General features: G+C 35.7%; 14 protein-coding genes. 3 read left to right on the top strand and 11 right to left on the bottom strand.

Going from position 1 to position 22,563, the window contains the following annotated elements:
• Positions 1-58: 58 nt before the first annotated feature.
• The 9 genes from Cop2CBH44_RS08360 to Cop2CBH44_RS08400 form a co-directional block, all read right to left on the bottom strand.
• Positions 59-2,128: a glutaminase family protein gene (locus tag Cop2CBH44_RS08360; protein WP_200754640.1), complete on the bottom strand. Its 2,070-nt coding sequence runs from the start codon at positions 2,126-2,128 to the stop codon at positions 59-61.
• Between the two features lie 92 nt (positions 2,129-2,220).
• Positions 2,221-2,901 carry a DUF3823 domain-containing protein gene (locus Cop2CBH44_RS08365; protein WP_021931939.1) on the bottom strand — a complete coding sequence of 227 codons (681 nt, stop codon included), beginning with the start codon at positions 2,899-2,901 and terminating at the stop codon, positions 2,221-2,223.
• A 19-nt stretch (positions 2,902-2,920) separates the two neighbouring features.
• Entirely contained in the window at positions 2,921-4,744 is a 1,824-nt protein-coding gene (locus tag Cop2CBH44_RS08370) for a RagB/SusD family nutrient uptake outer membrane protein (RefSeq protein WP_246469100.1), read from the bottom strand.
• A gap of 8 nt (positions 4,745-4,752) precedes the next feature.
• Positions 4,753-8,196 carry a TonB-dependent receptor gene (locus Cop2CBH44_RS08375; RefSeq protein ID WP_246469101.1) on the bottom strand — a complete coding sequence of 1,148 codons (3,444 nt, stop codon included), beginning with the start codon at positions 8,194-8,196 and terminating at the stop codon, positions 4,753-4,755.
• Between the two features lie 145 nt (positions 8,197-8,341).
• Positions 8,342-9,331, bottom strand: coding sequence for a FecR family protein (locus Cop2CBH44_RS08380; RefSeq protein ID WP_021931936.1), 990 nt, complete (start codon positions 9,329-9,331; stop codon positions 8,342-8,344).
• Between the two features lie 64 nt (positions 9,332-9,395).
• On the bottom strand, positions 9,396-9,941 hold the full coding sequence (locus Cop2CBH44_RS08385) for an RNA polymerase sigma-70 factor (RefSeq protein ID WP_021931935.1): 546 nt from the start codon (positions 9,939-9,941) through the stop codon (positions 9,396-9,398).
• Positions 9,942-10,179: 238 nt separating this feature from the next.
• On the bottom strand, positions 10,180-11,967 hold the full coding sequence (locus Cop2CBH44_RS08390) for a hypothetical protein (RefSeq protein ID WP_021931934.1): 1,788 nt from the start codon (positions 11,965-11,967) through the stop codon (positions 10,180-10,182).
• Positions 11,968-12,206: 239 nt separating this feature from the next.
• Positions 12,207-14,735, bottom strand: a complete 2,529-nt coding sequence (locus Cop2CBH44_RS08395; protein ID WP_200754641.1) for a glycoside hydrolase family protein — start codon at positions 14,733-14,735, stop codon at positions 12,207-12,209.
• Positions 14,736-14,767: 32 nt separating this feature from the next.
• Positions 14,768-16,612 (bottom strand): glycosyl hydrolase family 28 protein, encoded by a 1,845-nt coding sequence (locus Cop2CBH44_RS08400; protein WP_200754642.1) that lies wholly within the window; start codon positions 16,610-16,612, stop codon positions 14,768-14,770.
• Between the two features lie 152 nt (positions 16,613-16,764).
• On the opposite strand from Cop2CBH44_RS08400, the gene Cop2CBH44_RS08405 reads away from it, so the two are divergent.
• Positions 16,765-17,658, top strand: a complete 894-nt coding sequence (locus Cop2CBH44_RS08405) for a PfkB family carbohydrate kinase (RefSeq protein WP_021931931.1) — start codon at positions 16,765-16,767, stop codon at positions 17,656-17,658.
• 2 nt (positions 17,659-17,660) lie between these two features.
• Here the strand turns inward: Cop2CBH44_RS08405 and Cop2CBH44_RS08410 are convergent, their stop codons facing one another.
• On the bottom strand, positions 17,661-18,890 hold the full coding sequence (locus tag Cop2CBH44_RS08410; protein WP_021931930.1) for an MFS transporter: 1,230 nt from the start codon (positions 18,888-18,890) through the stop codon (positions 17,661-17,663).
• Between the two features lie 310 nt (positions 18,891-19,200).
• On the opposite strand from Cop2CBH44_RS08410, the gene gad reads away from it, so the two are divergent.
• Positions 19,201-20,637, top strand: coding sequence for a glutamate decarboxylase (gad, locus tag Cop2CBH44_RS08415; protein ID WP_200754643.1), 1,437 nt, complete (start codon positions 19,201-19,203; stop codon positions 20,635-20,637).
• 94 nt (positions 20,638-20,731) lie between these two features.
• On the top strand, positions 20,732-21,697 hold the full coding sequence (glsA, locus tag Cop2CBH44_RS08420) for a glutaminase A (protein WP_021931928.1): 966 nt from the start codon (positions 20,732-20,734) through the stop codon (positions 21,695-21,697).
• Here glsA and Cop2CBH44_RS08425 read toward each other — a convergent pair.
• Positions 21,694-22,479 carry a potassium channel family protein gene (locus Cop2CBH44_RS08425; protein ID WP_055096945.1) on the bottom strand — a complete coding sequence of 262 codons (786 nt, stop codon included), beginning with the start codon at positions 22,477-22,479 and terminating at the stop codon, positions 21,694-21,696. The two genes, glsA and Cop2CBH44_RS08425, sit on opposite strands and share 4 nt — an antisense overlap.
• Positions 22,480-22,563: the final 84 nt, after the last annotated feature.

Below are 22,563 nucleotides of genomic sequence, written 5' to 3' on the forward strand. Positions count from 1 at the left end.
ATTATTATTAACGGACAAATCTACAGATAATACAAAGTTAAACTCTTTAAATAAAAATTCAAGGATGTTGACTTAACTTATCATCTAACATTTTCATAAAATATCCTCCTACTACTGACCGAGCACGAAATCCTTTATGATGAGGCTTGTCAGTAAAAATCCAGTCCGACATCGGAATGCGGTCTTCTGTTTCGTTCATAAATCGATACAACGGTTTTATAAATTCCCGAAAAGTTGTCGTGTCTGATGATAAACTCGCTGTCCATACAATCCAATCCGTCTTTGTGTAAGTGGCTCGATTGTCTAACGGTAACCCATATTGATTTTGTCGTGTCCGATAATATCGTAGCTCTTTATCTACTACAGAATCTGGAAAAATTCCCATATTCATGATTTTGTCCCAAATCAAATTATATTTCTGACTCCATGTTCCCTGTTTATCGAATGTCAACCGATAATGGTCTCCATCTTCTGACATTCGAATCCATTTATCTGACATTTCTAATGCTACTTTTCGATATCTATCAGAAAGACTCTCCTCTCCCAACTGTCTCGCCAGTCTGCTATAACTGGCAATACCCAATATTGCTTTTATCGACAAATTCGTATTATGAGCAAAGTGTCCAGCAAAGTCATCAGTACATAATTGCTCTTCGGGGTCTAAACCTTTTTCCTCTAAATATTGTACCCACTTAGTCAATGTTTCCCAGTGTTGCAACGCATAATCGGCTTTTCCTTCTAATGAGCACACCGCTGAGGTGAGAATAAGCATATTTCCAGATTCTTCTACCGGCATATCTCCATTATAAGTCTGACCATTAGCTAACGGATAAGTACCTATATCATGTGCGGGGAAAGGCTTAGACCATCTTCCACTTTCACTATAATGAAAGATTGGATTTAAAAGGGCCTTGACTAACTCCACATTATATAGAAGGAATAAGGGGGAGGAAGGATAGGTAATGTCTACTGTCCCAATAGAACCATTGCTGAAATTTTCTTTTGATAGAAACATTAACTCTCCATCAGGAGACTCTACTAACTTATGTGCTGCTATCGCCTGACGATAAGCCAAGGCACATAACTCAGCATATTCTTTTCCACCTACAGACCTTGCAGTACTCATCAGCTCGTTATCGAACTGATAGCATCGAGACATTATCATTTCATAATCTTTCTTTGCTCCGGATATCATATCCAATATATTTTTATCACCATATCTGTTCCAATAAGGACGAAGATTGGTTCCAAAATACTGTATGGAATTAATATCATCATATCCAATCATTACCTTTCCTGATGATGAAGTACTTACCTCTCCTAAATTAATGCAAACCCCACTTCTATTATCCGGTGAATTAATATCCTTTTCCTCAATTCTTCCTTCGTTATAAAATGTTGTTCGTAGGTTTTCTGCCGGTGCTATGCACACAGATACATTGTCTTCCTCTTGCACAGCCAAATAAAAATACCCCCAATCGATTCTCACATTATCTCCACTTTTTTTCAATATTTTCTGAGATTTTGTCCCTGTTTTTAAACATAATATTCCATCCTCTTCCACTCTCTCCACTGTTACCGGTTGTGTTACTGAATCCGTTGCCCAAAAAGGGGAAGCCTCGAAATAAATTTCCACTTGTCGCGGTGCTTTGTCAAGAGATGAGACTTCATAAGTTATATAATTTACCGGTCGCGACAACAACTCAAGATTATCCAATAATAATGGTGAAGTAAAAATCAATTTTAGAGAAACCGGTCCGCATTCAAATTCGTAATATGTTTGAGTAGCCTGCACATCCACACTTTTCTGTATGGCTGCCCGTGTTAAAACAGACTTTTTATTATCAGGATAGATTCTCGAAGTTCCCATAAATCTATATGTCGTTCCATCCACACGCAAAGCTCCGGTCAACGGACACGGTTCGCCTGTCCAATGCCTTACTTCATCCTGATAAAGCGTATCACCAAACATCCAAGCATTAGTATAAGGGTCTATCATTATCAATGGATATGCCGGTGCTCGTAAGTCATTCTTTATAGAACTATTTCTAACAATACTCTGTGTATCCCTACATGACATACAGACAAACAATAACACTCCCCAAAAAATAACTGATAAATTTTTCATATTTCAACAATTTGTATTATTCATGGCTATAAATCTTCTCCAAAAACAATATATACTGGCATGGTTTCCCACGCCAGTATATAAAAAATCAATTACCTAATCGAATATATTTCTGTTGAGTAAACAGCCTCATCAACATTCTTAATTCTTGCACCAACCCGGGCAAAAAGAGCTTTCTCCTTTGATAGGTCAGAAAGGTCTATCGTCAATGTTACCTCACCAGTCGTACCAGAAGAGGTTGCCTGTTTTACCGTCGTGGCCAAATCTATAAATCGAGTTTTCCCTATTAATAGAAATACCGATGCAAGACCCTGACTTTCTCCAACTTGAGTTACTGTAAACTTTGCTGTCAATTCCGTTTTATTATCATTAGGAATAAACTGGACATTTGATATCGTATAATAAGGCACCACAGGATAATCCAATATTGCACCACCTTTTAATGTAAAATGTATCTCATCATGACGATTTTCCCAAGGACCATTTCCATCTTTTGCCACCAAACGATATTCCCCGTCAAAAAGCATAATTGAATATGAGCCATCTTGGGCAACATTCACTGCAATAGGTGTCTCTGTACCATATCCCGATTGCCAAAGCTGTAATTGTACCGTGCCACCAGTAGCTTTCACCCCAATAGGTTTGCCCTCATAAACAACATGGCCCTTTAATAAACTCGAAGGTTCATCATAGTTATCTATCTGGCAACCATGAATGCTTATTATAAGAAATAAGAATCCAAATACCCTATATATTATACTTACCTTATTCATCTTTTTATTTTTTATTTGATTACTGATATGGATTTCTGATCAATTTAGGATTATTTGTAAGCCAACTATTATCCAAGAAGTTATAATAATTTTGCATTTTAAAAGTCCGATAATTGGGCATATCATTTGATTTGACACGGATAAACACCCACTTTCCATTTTCGGGACGACGAGGGTCTTTTACTTTATATGGGAACAATGCCCAATGCCTAGCCGACTCACTGACTCCATCCCAAACTATATGAGATCTACGCCAACGTTTCAAATCCCACCATCGCTGATTTTCCAAGGCAAATTCTACCCGACGCTCCTGTTCTATATCTAACAAAGTCATCGATTCCAAACCATTTAAACCCGCACGTTCCCGCACATCATTGATATATTCCAATGCTTTATCATCATTTCCCAACTCCAATGCTGCCTCTGATGCTATCAGTAATATTTCAGCATAACGAATACGAACATACCAAATTTCACTCCCATGAGCCGGATCATAGGCAGATTTATCTTCATCTAAAAATTTCCGAAAACTAAAACCGGTCTGATTATCAAACCAATTTGAAGATGATTTAGGTCCATTAATAGATGTAATCACATCTCCCTGATCGTCTAAAGAACCGACTGCAGACTCTCTCGTTGCCCACTTTCTCCCTTTATAATAATATTGTCCAGCCTGAAAATCTATTTGAGTCCCCAACATTTCATCACCTGAACAAATGATAGTTCCTTTCATTCGAGGATCTTTATTGTCAAATAAATCTGCCGGGCTATCAAAAAACCTCGGAGACTCTTCTGTACCAACATCTAACCGACCATCACGATTGTCTAAATACTCATAAGCTTCCACTAAATTGAGTAAAGGCGTGACCCGATTATAAGTAGTAGACATTGCTAAAATCTTAGGGCAACTCTTTATTGAAAAATCCTGCACTTTATCCGGATATTTATAATCCAAGGCCCATATTACTTCAGGATTATCATTTTTCGACGCTGTTGCCATATAAAAATTGTGACTTTTGTCACTTTCTTTATTATACAATTGATATTTCCCCGAACGAATGATAGAATCGGCCGTTTCATACGCTATATTATAATAATATGCTGCAGAATCAGCACTAATTCCAACACCCGGACCATTGGTCTTTATCTGTGGAGTTACCTGATTATTATATTTAGCCAAAGACCCTGCATATATCGCAGCACGGGCTTTTAAGGACAAGGCCACCCATTTATTCGCCCGAGCCGCATTGATATTCTCTGACGGATTATCCGATAGGTATTTTCCTGCCCAAGAGCACTCATCTATAACATAATTATAAATTCCGCCCTCTGTCGAACGAGGAAATTGCATAGCAACAATATCTCCCTTAGGGTCATACTCAAATACATTATCCCCCACAATTGGCATTCCACCTAAACAACGAGCCATATTAAAGTAGGCCCAAGCTCGTATAAAACGAGCCTCTGCCTCTATTTTTAATCTATCAGCTTGCTCCAATACAGTCGTTGTACGTACTCCATGAATAAACTGATTTAAATTGCGTATAAGCTCATAAGGATAAACTCTCCACAAATCATCGGCAAAAGTAATAGAATTATCTATCCCATTTGCAAAACAGGCCTCATCTATCATACCAAATTGGTTTCCCTCATTATCAAAACTTTGTCCCCAATTGATACGTCCATAAAAATTAGCAAGAGCTGATTTAATCATAGCTTCATCCGAGAAAATCTGGTCATCAGTAAATATGGAATCCGATTCCCGGTCAAGAAAATCTGAACATGAAACAATCGATACAATCAAAACTATACTCAAAAAAATTCTATATACTGTTTTCATCATTATTCATTTTAGAGAGTTAAGGTCAAACCAAAATTAATCACTCTATTGGTCGGATAATTAATCGCCGAAGCCGAATAAATTTCCGGATCTATACCTCTATCATGTACATTATCAATTGAAAATAAATTTTGCATCAAGGTATAAACACGCAGCTTCTTTACATGCATTTTTTTCATCCATTTATCTGGGAAAGTATATCCAAACTCTAAATTTCTAAGTTTTAAATACCGCACATTACGCATCCAAAAATCACTTGCTTTATAATTTGAATGATTGGAATTTCCCATTAACACCGTAGGGAATGTACCGGGAATAAGTTCGCTATCAGGATTGGTAATATCAGACAAATGCCACTGATCACTCAAATAATATTCAGGATTAGGCCGATCACCATGGAACGGAAATCTTTGCTCATAATTAAAAAAGAATGTAGCAAAAGCACTTCCCGTAAAATCAAATGACAAGTCAAAGCCCCTATATGCCAAGGAGCCATTTATTGCATAGTTCAGGTAAGGCGGAGTTGAAGAATCATAACCCTGATATCCAGTAGGTCGTTGATCCTGATCATCTATAATTCCATCTTTATTATTATCTTTATACTTTAAATCCCCAGGACGTAATGTAGTATTACCTTTTCCGTCAATATCAATAGGATAATTCGCAATTTCTTCCCAACTTTGAAATTGTCCATCTGTCTGATACGTAAAACTCCATCCTGCATTCCTTTCATGTTGAGAATATACATACCATTCGAGGCTATTCCCAAAACGAGGTTTATACTGATGCCAATTTAATTGGCGGGCAAATGTGAAATTTCCTCCAATTGAATATTCAACCTTACCTACTTTGTCACGCCAGATTAAAGAGCCGTCAAATCCCGTTGTCAAGTCAGAATTCAAATTCTCATAAGGCAAACTAAACCCTGCCTCTGATGGTACAAGTTTGTCATAACGAGAAGCAGGTAACCCGGTACGCATTCTTCTAAAATAATCTATCGCTCCGGTCAATTTCCCATTAAAAAAGCCTACATCAAGACCTACATCGACAATTTTAGCTTTAATCCATGAAAGATTGGTTACCGCCAAATTCCGCGCTTGACTCCCGACAACCCATTCCCCGTCAATAACAGCACCTCCTTTACTATAGTTATATCCATCCAAGAAATCAAAAGCATTGTACCCCGAAACGTTGTCATCTCCCATTTCACCATAAGATGCACGAACTTTCAAATCTGAAAAAATATCACTAAAGTTCGATTCAGACCAAAAAGATTCTTCAGAAACTCTCCATCCTGCTGAAACCGAGGGGAAAAAACCCCATCTGTGACCTTTAGGAAATTTCCATGAACCGTCATAACGTGCAGCAAGTTCAAGTAAATATTTCGATTTATAATCATAATTGATACGGCCTACATATCCTAACCGAGCCTGCGTATTATCACCCTCATCATTAAATTGTTTGATATTATCAAGATAAAATAAAGTCAAAGCATTTGATGTAGGACTTGACTGTATATAAAAGCCCGGAGTGTTTCGTTTATAACTTTCAGCTCCAGCGAACAAATTTACTGAATGACCTTCTATTGTAAATTTATAACTGGCATTTATCTGTCCATTCAATTCTTCGATATTACGGATGTCTCTTTCTTTGAACCGTCCGGTAGAATTCAATACGACAGAATAGGAATCGGTCTTCTCATTATAGTCATATAATTTATAACTATATTCTTGATTATCCATCCTCCGATTAGAATAATAATAACTGAATATTCCTTTTATCTTTAAATTCTTTACGGGCTCCCATTCGGCATTAAATGTAGTCTGCAAGACTTTCCAACGGTCAACATGCACACCACCTTTATCATACGTCATCAACGCTGAATTCGTATAACCTGCAGAAGATGTTTGAGCCGGATAATTCGGATTATCATTGGCATACGGATGCACTGTCGGTAGATTAGCATATACAGCATACATTGCGGTCCAATAGTCATCATCCATCGCAACCCCCGGATGCTTCGTCTCTTGTATACGACCATTAATAGATGCTCCAACCTTAAAATTACGAGTTATATTAGCATCTATATTAGCCTGAATATTGGTCCGAGCAAAATAGCCATAATTTCGAATGACTGCATCTTGATTCATATGGCTCAGGGCTAAATAATAATTTATCTTCTCAGATCCCCCCGTAGTGTTGGCACTGACATACCACTGCGGAGAAGTTACAAACACATAATCATACCAGTCAAAAGGAATATAACCTTTTTCAGTTCCTTGTTTCCACTTTGTAAGATCTTCTACTGTAAACTTTCCTTGAGTTCCTTGTATAGTATTAGATTGTATTTCACTTTCTACGTAAGACTCAGCAGAAGCCGGTTTTGGAAAACGAAATATATGTTGCCAACCATAATACATATTGATATTAACTGTATTCGGCATATTCCTTCTTCCCGATTTTGTCGTTACCACCACAACACCATTCGCTGCACGTACACCATAAATAGAAGCTGAGCCATCCTTCAATACCGAGATACTTTCAATATCATTAAAATCTATATTATTAAATTGTCCTTCCTCCATTTGCACCCCATCTACAACATAAAGAGGTGTGCCCATATTGCGAATATTCAATGTTGTCCAATTCCCCGGTCGTCCATCAGACATACGACTATTGATACCTGCAACTTTACCAACCAGAGCACCTGATGTATTCGTCGCTGCCGACCGCGATATATCTTCTGAGCCGACCATAGATATGGCACTTGTTACTGATTCTCGTTTTTGAGTACCATATCCGACAACGACAACTTCACCCAAAAGCTCCTGATTTTCCCTCATACGTATCGTCATATCCGAACGACCATCAAGTTTTTCGGACACCTCATCATAACCAATATACGTTACGGATATTTCCGGATTGGAAATTTCTTCTGGAACAGTTATTGTATAATAACCATCCATATCAGTAACGACCCGATTTTTAGACCCCTTAATACTTATAGTTGCTCCTAAAAGAGGTTCTCCATTTATATCCAATACCCGTCCTGTAACCGTTTTCTTACCTTGTGAAGAGTTAGGCGGCATATTCCGCTTCACTTTTACATCTGCTTTTGCCAAAACAATATGACGATTTTTTACAGTATATTTAATTCCTGTATTCTGCAATAACAGATCAAGAGCCTTATTAATAGTCGCATTCTCTGCTTTTACAGAAACTATCGTATTTTCATTAATCTCATCTGCATTGTAAAAAAACAAATATTCCGACTGCGACTCTATTTTTTTAACAGCATCTTTTAGTGTTTGTTTTTCTATCCGTATCGTCAACTTTGTCTGAAGGGGAGGTTCATTCGCCGCCAATAAAGATATAGCTACTATCGACAACATCAGAACTGTACAGACAAGCCTCTTCACCATCGAAAATAGAAATAATCGGTTGTTAGCTATCATAATTTGTAATTTAAGATTTTTTTATTTTTCTGTAAAAGGCAAGAAATATAACCGCATGGTATCTGCTCTGAGAAATGTATGTGCGCCAACTCATACATTTCTCAAAAAACTTCGTTTAAAAACATCTTTCTAAAAAATATGATTTTTATTCCTTATACAATACTATTTTCCCATCCTGTTTTTCATACTTAAGATTTGTAGCCAATCCTATCACATCCAAAAAGTCGCTCAAATCCTGTCCTTGATAAAATGTTCCCCGAAACGACTTATTCACAATCGTAGTATCAAGACACTCGAACGTAACATCATATACATGACTCATACGGGCCAAAATCTCCTTCAATGATTGTGGCTGAAAAGTATAATAATTATTTAGCCAAGAGACCACCTCGTCAGTATCAACCACACTTATTTCTACTTGTGTATTTGACCGATTATACTTTAGTTGTTCTCCCGGTCTCAACACTTTTCCACTCTCAAAATTTGATGCAACAAATTTTACAGAACCTTCTAACAAAGTTGTAATAAATACAGTATCAGACGGATAAGAACGTACATTAAATTTTGTTCCTAATACACTAATACATTGGTCCCCCGAAATTACAACAAATGGTTTCTGCTCATCTTTCGCAACATCAAAAAAGCCCTCTCCATCCAATATGACCGCACGCTTCTTTACCCCATATTCCGACGTATAACTTATACTGGTATTCGCTCCCAATTTTATACAAGTACCGTCCGGCAAACGAACTTCCCCCGGAGCACCACCTGTAAAATAAGAATAAGTCTCCGGCTCCCCTATCCCAAATCCATTTGAAACAAAATACCAAGAAAGTCCTACAAGAAAAATAAAAATTGCTGCAACAGATGAAATGCATCGTATGATAAAACGTTTCTTCTTTTGTATATCTTCCTGTTTCTGCTGCAATTTAATCTCTAGCCGACACCAACTTTCATTTATATCAACAGAAAAATTAGACCTCGAATCATGTATGGCTTTCAAGTCAAAAAAGTATTTCTCATTTTTTTTATCTGCACATACCCATTCAAAAAAATGACGCAACTCTTTTTCCGAAAGTTTATTTTCCAGAAATTCCATAATCAAAATATCTATATCTTCCTGCGATTCGTTCATCAGTATTTCATCTTTATATATTTAACATTTGACACTCAAAAAATACTCATTTGAATAAAAAATATTACTGCATTCGAAATATCAAAATAAAACAAAATAAAAGCTCTGCCGGAATATGCTGCCTCAAAAATACAAGGGCTCTGTACAAATTATTTTCCACTGTTCGCTGTGATAATCCAAGTTGTTCTGCAATAGTCTTAGAATCTAACCCCTTAATATAATATAATTTAAATATTTCCAATCTTTTAGAAGGAAGCAAATTTATAATTTTCTGTACATTTTGAAATAAATCCCTATCTACAATCTCCTTTTCTATACAATACCCATCTATCTCCTTTAATAATAATTCTGCTGTCTTCCGAGCTTTATAATCTGAAACGAAAGACTGATGTTGTAATTGATTAATGCATAAATTCCTGACTGTCGTATATAATAACTTTAATAAATCAACATCCGGAAAATCCCAAAATTTCTTTTCGTACAATTTTATAAATGCATCTTGAACAATATCCTCTGCTGAATACCTATCAACAAAACGACATGCAAATCGAATCAATGACTTAGCATTCTCTAAATATAACTTCTTATATTTTTCTATAATATCCGGCATCTGTCACCCTCTTCATAAAATTATAAACTCAGACCTATGACCACCTTTTTCTTTTATATTATTATCATAAAAAATCTTGCTTTTCAATAGTATTTTATCATTAATATATACTCATGTATCGGACTATTTTCCAACAATTTTTGTGACTGAAATCTAATTATAAAGGAGAAAAGGACATACTATTATAAAAAATAATAGCATGTCCCAAATTTAATTATATTTTTATATTATATAATTATCATCGTACTATTTTTATAACTGAAGTACCAAGATTTGTCCGGACTAGCAAAGCATACACTCCTGAAACAAAATTTGCCGTAGAAATAGTATGATAACCACAATTCAAACCAGAACCATAAACACATGCCAATGAACCGATATTATATAAAAATACTTGCGCATTAGCCACGTTTTCAGGAACTGACAAATCAATTGATTCTTTTCCAATATTAATTGTCACACCCGATTCGGCCTTAACATCCTCAATACCCACCGGTAACATCTCATCATTTACAACACCTATAACCGAATATGAAGGCATCTTACCATCTTCCATAGCTATAAAAGTTATTCTATCTTTTTCCAACACAAATGTTTCATCCCAACGCACACTCCATTTTCCATCTCCAATTTCTGTCGTAATATCCAATAACTCCCCATAAGCAGATAATACATAAAATTGAGATAAATTACCGGTATAAGAACCCTCGGCACCATTTTTTGCACATTTCTCTACAGATACGGGAGCCGTTTGATTAACAAAAAACGGGAATGTCTGTCCTTCAATAATTTGCCATTTATCGGCATTATTAAATTTCATGTTTGATAATGATTTCATATCGTTCAACGCAAGACCTTGTGCATCAAAAGTAACTTCATCATGTCCTTCCCCCATGTTCATTGCCGCACCATCTTTATTATAGAAGCAATTTGTTACAGTCAAAGATGGCCAATTACGCCCACAAATGCCTCCAATCTTTATATCTCCCGAACCGGTTATCGACCCTGCAGCATAACAACCGGAAATTGACTGATACGATGTTCCTGTAATTCCTCCCGACCAAACTGCTGTATTCAAAGCCGATGCTACAACATCTCCTGTAGAATAACAGTTCTGTACAATACCATCAATTGGAGAACCACCAATACCTCCGGCTCCCGGTCCTGATATTTTACCACAATTGAAATTATTGTCTATAACCGTTGTTTTAATTCCTTGTTGATATCCAACAATTCCACCAACAGCATCTTCACTGGCAGTAACCGTACAATAATTTGCACAATTTTGAACACCAGGATTATCTTCTACAGCTTGCTCAAGCTGCAAAAAACCAATAATTCCTCCTACTTGTTTTGTACCCTCGACTGACCCGGTAGCCACACAGTTGCGAACATAGCGTCCAGTCCCAATGCATTGATTAAATCCCGAAACCGCGGCAATACCAGCCCCACCTGTTACTGTTACCCCCAGTACCTGGCAATTATCGATATTTCCTTCATTTACGCCAACAATACCTCCAATATTATCAAGGCCATCAATTTGGCTGTTTATCACCTTACAGTTTACTATCGAACCGCCTTTCTTTTCCCAATTTCCATTTGTAGAACATATAATACCACACCAATTTCCTCCCTCTATGTATGCCCCATAAATTGTCAAATTTTTTACAACACCCGGAGCCTGTATACGACCAAAGAATCCCAATCCATCGCTCGCACCCGTCATTTCCAAGCCTGTAATCACTTTTCCATTACCATCAAATGTGCCCTCAAAAGCATTATCGATAGTAGAGCCTATTGGATTCCAAACCACTCCAGTAAGATCGATATCATTCATTAATTTAAAGCAAACAGAACTTTGAGCCGTATAATCACCGACAGCTTTCAAATCATCTACTGTCACTACCTGATACGGGTCATCTGTCGTACCTGCTCCACCCGTAAATGTATGGCCTTCGGCCCATGTATTCCCTGAAACTCCGCAAAATAATACGAACGCAAAAGATAAGTAATACTTCTTTTTCATTGTAGCATAATTTAAAGTTAACAATAAAAATTAATTTGTTTCTATTGGCGCATAAAAACAGATTCAATAAAGTTATATTTCAGCCTTTATATTAGATTAACAATCGAACTTATATTCATACTCATTTTTCTTGAAAATATTTTATCTTATTTGTATAAATAATCTTCATATCAGTTTAAATAAAAACGGAATTTTATTTTCATAAAACTCCGTTTATAAACAGTTGTACCGTTATATTATTATCTAATAATAATCTTCCCAACTTTTATTACATTATTATCAGTGTCATAAATTTTTACCAAATAAACACCCGGACTCCACCCATTTACGGGAATCATATTTCCAACTCCTTCTTTACATAAATATCCGTTAACATTATATGCCTGCCAACATGGAGATGATATTCCAATAACATAAATATTTCTTCCCGCATCCGTTGCAATCGGGTACATCGAAACTTGACGATTATCATTTACAAATAAATTCATATCCGAAACGGAATTCTTAAATATTAAATTTTTCACCAATTCATGGTCATCCGTATTATTTGTTTTTATATGCATATTATCATCTCCTGTCAACAAATTTCCCTCTATTATGACATTATCAAAAACAATATTTTTTACTTCCTTCATTGGTGTTCCATCTTCATACCAGCCATAAAGCCAGATGTCATTCGCAATCTCGCTCCCACTGTTCGACATCGAAGTAACATTCCGAAATGTTATCTCCTCTATTCCTCCCGGTAATTTTTGATTTCCCTGAAGAGAGCCAAACCAAAAATCATTTTTAAATCCAAGACCAATCAATCGTTCACAACGATATACTCGAATATCTTCAAAAAGAATATTCCTGAAATACGTTCCATGTAAAGCACAAATATTCATTGCCGAACGTTCGTCTAACTGCTCATGGTGATTCGGGTCGTCATACGAAAACAATATATCACTATTTTTCAAAGAAATATTCTCATATATTGAGGCCTGGGTCTCTGCTCCCAAGCCAAACGCATTGTTCGCATCATTCCACAACTGAATACGTTCAAATGTCAAATTTCGATTAGGTTTATAATTCGAAGGCAGGGTCGTTGAAGGAGCCATGCCTTTTATTGCTATTGCGTCGTCACATGCTCGGATAAACATATTCTCGAACGTACAATCGGTCGAAAGATTTATATCACATCCATCGGTACTAGCATAACGGGTAGAAATAATCTTTACATTTTTAAAATGTATATCAGAACTATTATCTACACCTGTCGTCCAACTTTTTGCTCTGTGCCCATGTATTATAATGCCTTCTACTGTAGCGCCAGAAGACCACTTCACTTGTGTTACCATACCTTTATTATGTTCTTGGTTCATCACCATACCACGACCAAAAATACGTGCCGAAGTCCCTGACGATATACACAACTGACCATCTAAAACGGCTCCTCCAGCAAGATAAGCCCTATGGTCTTTATTCAATGTCAGTTTTCCTTCCGAGAAAAATTCACTCAAATCATAATATCCCGGACCAAAATAATGCAATTTTGACGTAGGTTCATAAATATATCCACTTTTTCCTCTTACCGATTCCGGAACCTCTTCGTCTATACTGTTTGCAAATAGATGTAATACATCTCCTCGATAATCATCATTTACTATTAAAGTTAAATTTACATCCGCCTCATTCAATGTAAAAGTAATCGTTCGGTCATCTTTTCTATATGCCCTTACCCCATAACGATCAGGGATCAAATCAAAATCGTCCAATATACCAGCATAAGAAATATCAATAGTCACTGGAACATTTTCTTTAAAATCAAAATATCCAAAATTGACACTTCCTCCGAAACAATTATTATCATTATAAATACCTGTATATTTGCCATTTACCGAAATCGTAAACTGAGCCGGTCCCTCCATCGGATATTCCAAAGGCCTGGAATAAGTTATAAGATTCTCATCTGTTGTACGTTCTCCAATAGCTTTTATAGCAAATTCCCAAATATCGTCATTCAATTGAATTTTTGAATTTACAGGACTCACCAGTTTCATTCCTAAAGATTTATTACCCATGAACAGACCTCTTCCATATACCCGGTCATCCAAACTTCCATCAAAACCAATCCACTCATCTACCAATGCACCTCCCATTATATAGATACTTTTTGCCTTACGCAGTTCTGCATTAATAGACATCTTGCTCAAATCATAATATCCTGGACCAAAAATACACAATCCAAAACTCTCATCATAAATATATCCTTGAGGACTTTCAACCTGAGGAAAACCTTTTCCCTTACTATTAATAAATAAATGCAATATATCGCTTCGAGTATTTCCTATAAGCTCAATAATCAGCTTTCTATCAATTGCCGGAGATTTAAACCCTATCACTTTTGCCGATTTCTTTTGTACCGACACAAGTTCCTCACCTGTATACACCTCAAACGTCTTAATCGTCGTACTATATGATACAGTAATTTCTGATGATACAACATCATCACATTCCAGCGATGCAAAATGTATCACCTTTCCTTTGTCATCCTTATAATTATACACTCCAGTATAAACTCCATTTATTGCCACATTAATACTCGCAGTCGTCTCTAATATATATTCCGACGGACGAATATAGGTTGAAATTATATTATCACTGTAACTCTGCCCAGCTGCTTTTCTGGCAAAAGACCACTTAGATGTATCTTCAATGGCAAATACCAAAACGACATTAAAAAAATAAATTATCCCTAAACAAAATAAAAGATTTGCCTTTTTCATAAACAATTTTAATATAAATCAAACCTATAAAATTACCGTACTATAATAGCCGTCACTTGAGATGATAACCGCCCATCCAATATTTTAATAAAATTGATTCCGCTGGGCCACTCAGCTGTAGAGATAATACACTTTCCCGAATAATCACCCAATAACTGACCCAATGAAGAATAAGCACTACATTTAAGAATAGGGTCTCCCTCCAAATAAATATTTTCACCTTGATTCAATATCGTAGGATATACTTTTACTGCATATTTTTCTCGAACTTCTGTAACATCTAAACCGGTATTAAAAAACAAATCTTTAACCAAAATAATCCCAGAGACATTATTTGTTTTGATACTCTGGTCATTTTGCAATAAATTACCTTCTATTATTACATTATCAAAAGTGATATTTTTCACTTGTTTCGTAGGGGTTCCCTCCTTATACCATCCATAAAGCCATATATCGTTTGCAATTTTACTTCCACTATTCGATTCACAGATTATATTCCGAAATATGACACCATCAATTCCTCCAGGATAACTTTGGTCTCCCTGTATGGAACCAAACCAAAAATTATCTTTAAAGCCAAGTCCTATTAAACGCTCACATCTATTGACTCGAATATTCTCAAAAACTATATTTCTAAAATATGTCCCATGTAAAGCACATATATTCATTGCCGAACGTTCATCTAAAGTTTCATGATAATTGGGGTCATCATATGAAAATAATATATCGCTATTTCTTAAAGAAACATTTTCGTATAGCGAAGCCCGAGTTTCTGCCCCCATTCCAAAAGCATTATTACAATCATTCCACAATTGCATTTTCTCAAACAAGAGATTTTTATTCGGCCGGCAATCTACTGGAGCAGACGTTTCGGCATCTAAACCTTTAATGGCAACTGCATCGTCACAACTTCGAATAAACATATTCTCAAATGTAAAATCGGTACATTGATTAATGTCAATACCATCGGTACTCGCATAGCGGGTACTTATAATTTTTACATTACGATACGACAACCCTGAACTTTTATCATTTGTGCACACCCAACCCGGAGCTCTGTGTCCATGAATAATTATTCCTTCTATAGTTCCTCCTGTCGATGCTGATACAGACAAAACGACACGATTATCCATACCTTTTTCTTCCTTATTCATAATCATCCCTCGTCCTCTTATTTCCGCAGAAGAACTTTGATTGAAACCCAACTGTCCATCCAAAACAGCACCACCTGCAAGGTAAATTACCTTTTTTTTATTGACCGATAATGTGCCATTACTAAACATTTCACTCAATTTATAATATCCCGGCCCAAAATAATGGATACCTTGTTTCTTATCAAAATAATACCCTTCCTTTTGAGCAACATTAGGAATATTCTTATCTATACTATTTGCAAATAAATGTAAAACATCGCCTTTATAATTGCCATTTATTATTACGGTTATATACTGTTCTACGTTACTAATCTGGAAAGATAAAGCGTTATCAGATACTTTTTCGGCTTGTATATTAAATCCTTTTGGTAATATCTCAAATGAATCGATCGAACCGCTATAAGATACAACAATATTTACCGAATTTCCTGCTTCAAAATCAAAATACCCAAAATTTACATTTCCTCCCCACAGATTATTGTCATTATAAATACCTGTATAATATCCATTTACTGAGACATTGAATTTTTGAGATCCTTCCAAAGGATATTCTTCCGGCACAGTATAAGTCATCAATTGCCCACTAGAATAATTTTGTCCCATAGCTTTTTGAGCAAATGTCCAAGAATGTGTATCGTTCATTGAAAAAACCTGCTCAATAAAAAAACAGCAAAAAATAACAGGGAACCACAAAAGGATAAAGACTTTACGTATTTTTCTCATAACAGATATTATTTTAGGTTATTATATTCACAAGAGCCCCAGAGATAATATTCTCTATAAGAAAAACAAACAAACATATATATATACTCACTCCAAATTATTTATTTTAATAACTCTTTTTTCTATTTTTGTACCCCAAAATAAAATAGGTCATGTACGAGCTTTGCTGCATAGGTCATATTACTTTAGATAAAATAGTTACTCTCCAAAAAACAGCTTTTTTGCCAGGAGGGACTTCTTATTATTTTTCTTACGCTATCAATAAATTTAAAGATATAGACTATCTATTGGTCACAGCTGTAGGCCCTACAGAAATGAAAACGATAGATAATTTATGTAATAGCGGAATAAAAGTAAAAGTACTGCCTAGCCGTAAATCTGTATATTTTGAAAATATTTATGGAGAAAATCCAGACAATCGAATTCAAAGAGTATTGGCAAAAGCTGACCCTTTTACTACTGAACATCTAAAAGATATAAATGCACATATCTATCATCTGGGAACTCTATTGTCCGATGATTTTACAACTGACACTATCAAATATCTATCAACTAAAGGGATTGTATCTGTAGACTCACAAGGATATCTAAGAAAAGTAATAAATACACATGTATATTCTACTGATTGGAAAGATAAGATAGAAGCTCTAAAATATATACATATCCTTAAAGCTAACGAAGTTGAAGCAAAAGCATTGACCGGCTATTCTGATGTAAAAAAAGCTGCCATACAATTATATGAATGGGGAGTAAAAGAAGTATTGATTACTCTTGGGAGCCAAGGGTCTGTCGTTTATGACGGTCATTCTTACCTCATCATTCCCGCTTATATCCCCCAGCAAATTATTGATACAACCGGATGCGGTGACACATATATGACTGGATATTTATATCAAAGAGCACATAATACTCCACCAGAAGAATCTGCTCGTTTCGCAGCCGCTATGTCAACATTGAAAATTGGATATATGGGGCCTTTTGATGGAAACAAAGAGGATGTTTACGCTTGTATGGAAACAGCCCAACAAGTCTTCCCTTCTATATAAATTTATTTTTCATATATATCTCTAAATAAAAATGTATTACGTTTCAGATAAGTAAATAATGCCGTAATAACAGCTATAATCATATTAAAAATAAAAGCAAACTGTTGTGTTTCAATATTTAATATATCTTTGATAGTATCTATTATAAAAGGACAAAGCAATATCGCCAAATAATTCATAGACATAACAAAAGCCAAAGCTAAAGTTACTTTTTGAGGAATGGCCGTACGGGTCGTTTTATCATAAGCTATCGGTTGTATTACTCCATATCCTAATCCTGCCAAAATACATCCTAATCCTATCAGCCATTCAGTTCTAAAAATAAGAATCAATAATATACCGACAGCAATAGACAACATACTACAAAATTCGGTCAGATTGCCCAGCCTCTCAATTATCTTATTCAGAATAAGTCCAGGAGCCATTATTGCCAGAAAAAAAAGTGAAATCATTATACCTGATATACCACTTGAAAACCCGTATTCTTTCATTAAAAAAGGCAAATTAAAGCTAATAATAATCACTAAGTAAGTACTAAGCCCATAAAAAAGCATTATCCCTATCAACCGTTTAATCTGAATACCCAAACGACCAAAAGAAGAATTCATATTACTCTCAGAGAGGCTAATATCAGAAGCATCAGACACTGAAGATTTTGGCTCTATATTCTTCTTGAGATAAAACGATAAAAAAATAGATACAATGGGAAATAAATAGACCAAAAATGGAAGATGCCAGTTTTCTTCAGCTAAATATCCAGTGAGAACAGTTGCCAAAACTAAAGTCACATTTGTAATAGCAGAACTGTATCCAAACTGCTTTGTTCGATATGGTCCGGTAAAAAAATGAGATATAAGTCCAGTAGACAAAGGTACAATCAATCCTGAACCTATACCTAACAATCCACTTACTACAACAAGTTGCCACATCTTATTTGAAAGTAAATATAAAATACCACTTAATAAAAAGATAGATAATCCTATCTGCAAAAGCTTTATACTATTTACTCTTTCTGTCAACTGTCCAGATAATATAATAAAAGGAATTATCAACAAAGATGGTAAAGATGATACCATCTGAATCTCAAGTTCTGTCGCATCGGGAAAAATAACAGATAACTGACCTAAAATAGGAGACACTGCCAATCCCGGCAATGCATTCAATGCAGATATCGACCAAATGCCTACAAGAGTAATAAGAGGAATATTTCCTCGCCCTGTCTGAATTTCCATCTACGTAATAATAAATATTTATACCTTCTCAATATCTGTCTTCGCAAGACAAATACGTATTAAAAACAAAATCTACAAGTGAATGTTTAATCTGCAATTATAAACTCAAAACTAAAAGCAATCAAAAGCATATTTCTATAAAATTAAGTTGATTCTTACTAATCATTTACTCTTCATTTTTAATAAAATCCAAATTATGCATGAATAACAAAAATCAAAAAACTTTTATCTCCAAACAGTGTTTTGGCTTAAAAGGAAATAGAAATCCAAGAGGATTTTACCCTCTGTTTAATCATAAAATTATAGAAAAATGAAAGATGTAAATTTTAGAAATGGCGATGCCAAAACTGCAATTTTCGGTTCTGAAGAAATGTTACAACCATCACCTGTCGATAAAATCCCCGATGGTCCTACGACTCCGCAAATCGCTTACCAAATGGTAAAAGATGAGACTTATGCTCAAACCCAACCTCGTCTGAATCTGGCAACCTTTGTCACTACATATATGGACGATTATGCAACCAGATTAATGAACGAAGCTATCAATATCAACTATATTGACGAAACCGAATATCCTCGTATTGCTGTCATGAATGGAAAATGTATCAACATTGTTGCTAATCTATGGAACACACCAGAACCGGAAAAATGGAAATCAGGAGCATTAGCTATCGGCTCATCGGAAGCTTGTATGCTAGGGGGTGTTGCTGCTTGGCTACGTTGGCGTAAAAAAAGACAAGCACAAGGTAAGCCTACAGATAAACCTAATTTTGTCATCTCTTCCGGATTTCAAGTCGTTTGGGAAAAATTTGCACAACTATGGCAAATCGAAATGCGTCAGGTTCCCCTTACTCTCGAAAAAACAACTCTTGACCCTGAAGACGCATTAAAAATGTGCGACGAAAATACAATCTGCATCGTTCCTATCGAAGGCGTTACATGGACAGGATTGAATGACGATGTCGAAGCTTTAGACAAAGCTCTCGATGCTTACAATGCAAAAACAGGATTCGATATTCCCATACACGTCGACGCTGCCTCTGGTGGCTTCATTTTGCCATTCTTACAACCTGAACTAAAATGGGATTTCCGTCTAAAATGGGTATTATCTATTAGTACATCCGGACATAAATTCGGGCTGGTATATCCGGGACTTGGCTGGGTTGTATGGAAAGATAAAAAATATTTGCCGGAAGAAATGTCTTTCAGCGTAAATTATCTGGGAGCAAACATTACCCAAGTAGGACTAAACTTCTCTCGCCCTGCGGCACAAATACTCGGACAATATTATCAGTTTATCCGTCTTGGATTCGAAGGATACAAAAACATTCAGTACAATTGTATGAAAGTTGCTGAATATTTGCACGAACAAATCGGAAAAATGAAACCATTCGTGAACTACAGCAAAGATGTAGTAAACCCACTATTCATTTGGTATATGAAACCTGAATATGCTCAAAATGCCAAATGGACCCTTTATGATTTACAAGATAAATTGAAACAAGGCGGGTGGATGGTTCCGGCTTATACATTGCCTGAAAATATCCAAAACTACATAGTAATGCGTATTGTGGTTCGTCAAGGATTCAGCCGCGACATGGCAGATATGTTACTCAATGATATAAATAATGCCATAACCGAATTGGAAAAACTAGAATACCCAACACCAACTCGTATTGCCCAAGACAAAAATATAGAAATTAAAGGGTCTGTATTTACTCATACAGGATCATGTAAGAAAAAATAATTTTACGAAAAATCTATGGCAAGATGAGGATGTCTGAGAATAAATACTTCGGAACATCCTCATTTCGTCTACCTACTTATTAAAACCATTTTTTATGAATAAAACAATTTCAGTCGCCCAAATAAAAGAAGCGGCACAAGAAGCCTACGAACAAGTAAAAGGAAACACCGAAGGTAAAAATGCCGATTATATTCCTTATCTGGCCAATATTGACAAAAGCCTTTTTGGAATCAGCATTTGTTTGATGGATGGACAAATTATTCAATTCGGAGATTCTGAATATAAATTCGGTATAGAATCTGTATCAAAAGTTCATACAGCAGTACTTATTCTTCGCCAATATGGGGCACAAAAGCTTTTGGAACAAATCGGGGCTGATGCTACAGGACTACCATTTAATTCGATTTTTGCTATTTTACTGGAAAATGACCACCCTTCTACTCCACTGGTTAATGCAGGAGCTATTACTGCCTGCAGCATGGTAAAACCTATAGGAAACTCAGATAAAAAATGGAAGGCTATTGTTGAAAATATTACTGATTTATGTGGCAGTGCCCCTCAACTCATCGATGAACTATATAAATCAGAATCAGATACTAATTTTAATAATCGATCTATTGCATGGTTACTAAAAAACTATAATCGTATCTACGATGACCCTTCGATGTCACTCGACTTATACACACGACAATGCTCTTTGGGCATCACTACCACCCAACTATCTGTATGTGGCGCAACAATAGCTAATAAGGGGACCAATCCTGTCACAAAAAAACAGATATTCGATGCATCACTAACTCCTAAAATTACCTCATTAATCGCTACTGTGGGATTTTATGAACATACAGGTGACTGGTTATATACATCTGGAATTCCTGCCAAAACCGGGGTTGGTGGAGGTGTAATGGGTACCCTGCCCGGAGTATTCGGAATAGCTGCATTCGCCCCTCCTATCGACAACGCTGGAAATTCCGTAAAAGCCCAATTAGCTATCAAATATATTATGAATAAATTAAATTTAAATATATTTGGAGGTGAACAAGTTTCCATTATAAATTAGCCTGGCTGGATATTGTCACTTTTTGGAGACGATTGTTCCTTTACTAAAGGCGAAACAATCGTCTCTCTTTTTTGCGAATTATCATAATACTGCTGCTTTTCTTGATTTGTTTTTTGTACTAAACTCGTCACATAAACAGTAAAAATCGGAAACATCATCATACCCAAAGCTGCTAATAGAACAGATAACACTCTCCCGGTTACTGTTACTGCATAAACATTTGACCCTACTGTAGTAACATCCATAAACGCCCACCACAATGCATCGCTATAAGATGATACTTCAGAATTGACTTTATGCTCCAGCACGAAAAAAATCAAACTTGAAAAATAGACTGTAGCCAATAACATTGTCAGATATGAAATAAAAAGGCTTGAAGCTTTACTTGCTGTCAACCACCCTACAACAATAGCCAAAGCATATCCACTACGCAGTAAAGGAATAAAACGAAGGAAATAAGTCGTTTCAGGAGAAAAGGCCAGCTGCATATAATCTATAATATTCAAATAAGGGATAGATACTAAAAAAAATACGAAATGTGTACGCAAATAATGCCATTTTCTTTTAGCTAAAAAAAACTCCAATATAAAATCAAACATAAAAAACAGACATATCCAACCTTGAAGTTTCAGATACGAACTCTGAGATACAAAAGGTATATTTTTAAAGGTATCAACAGAGATACTAATAATCAAAAAAAGCGATAACAATAAGATTATAACATGTAATATACCATATATTCCCTTTTTTTGATACACAAAATCAGATAATGCAGACTTCATATTCCATTTTTTAGATGAGTACTTAATATCATGATAAGAACAATTCGGAATCCTGTTTGTTTTCACTCTCCATTTATTAATTAA

Origin of the sequence: Coprobacter secundus subsp. similis, from assembly GCF_015097275.1 — a bacterium.
GTDB classification, from domain to species: domain Bacteria; phylum Bacteroidota; class Bacteroidia; order Bacteroidales; family Coprobacteraceae; genus Coprobacter; species Coprobacter secundus.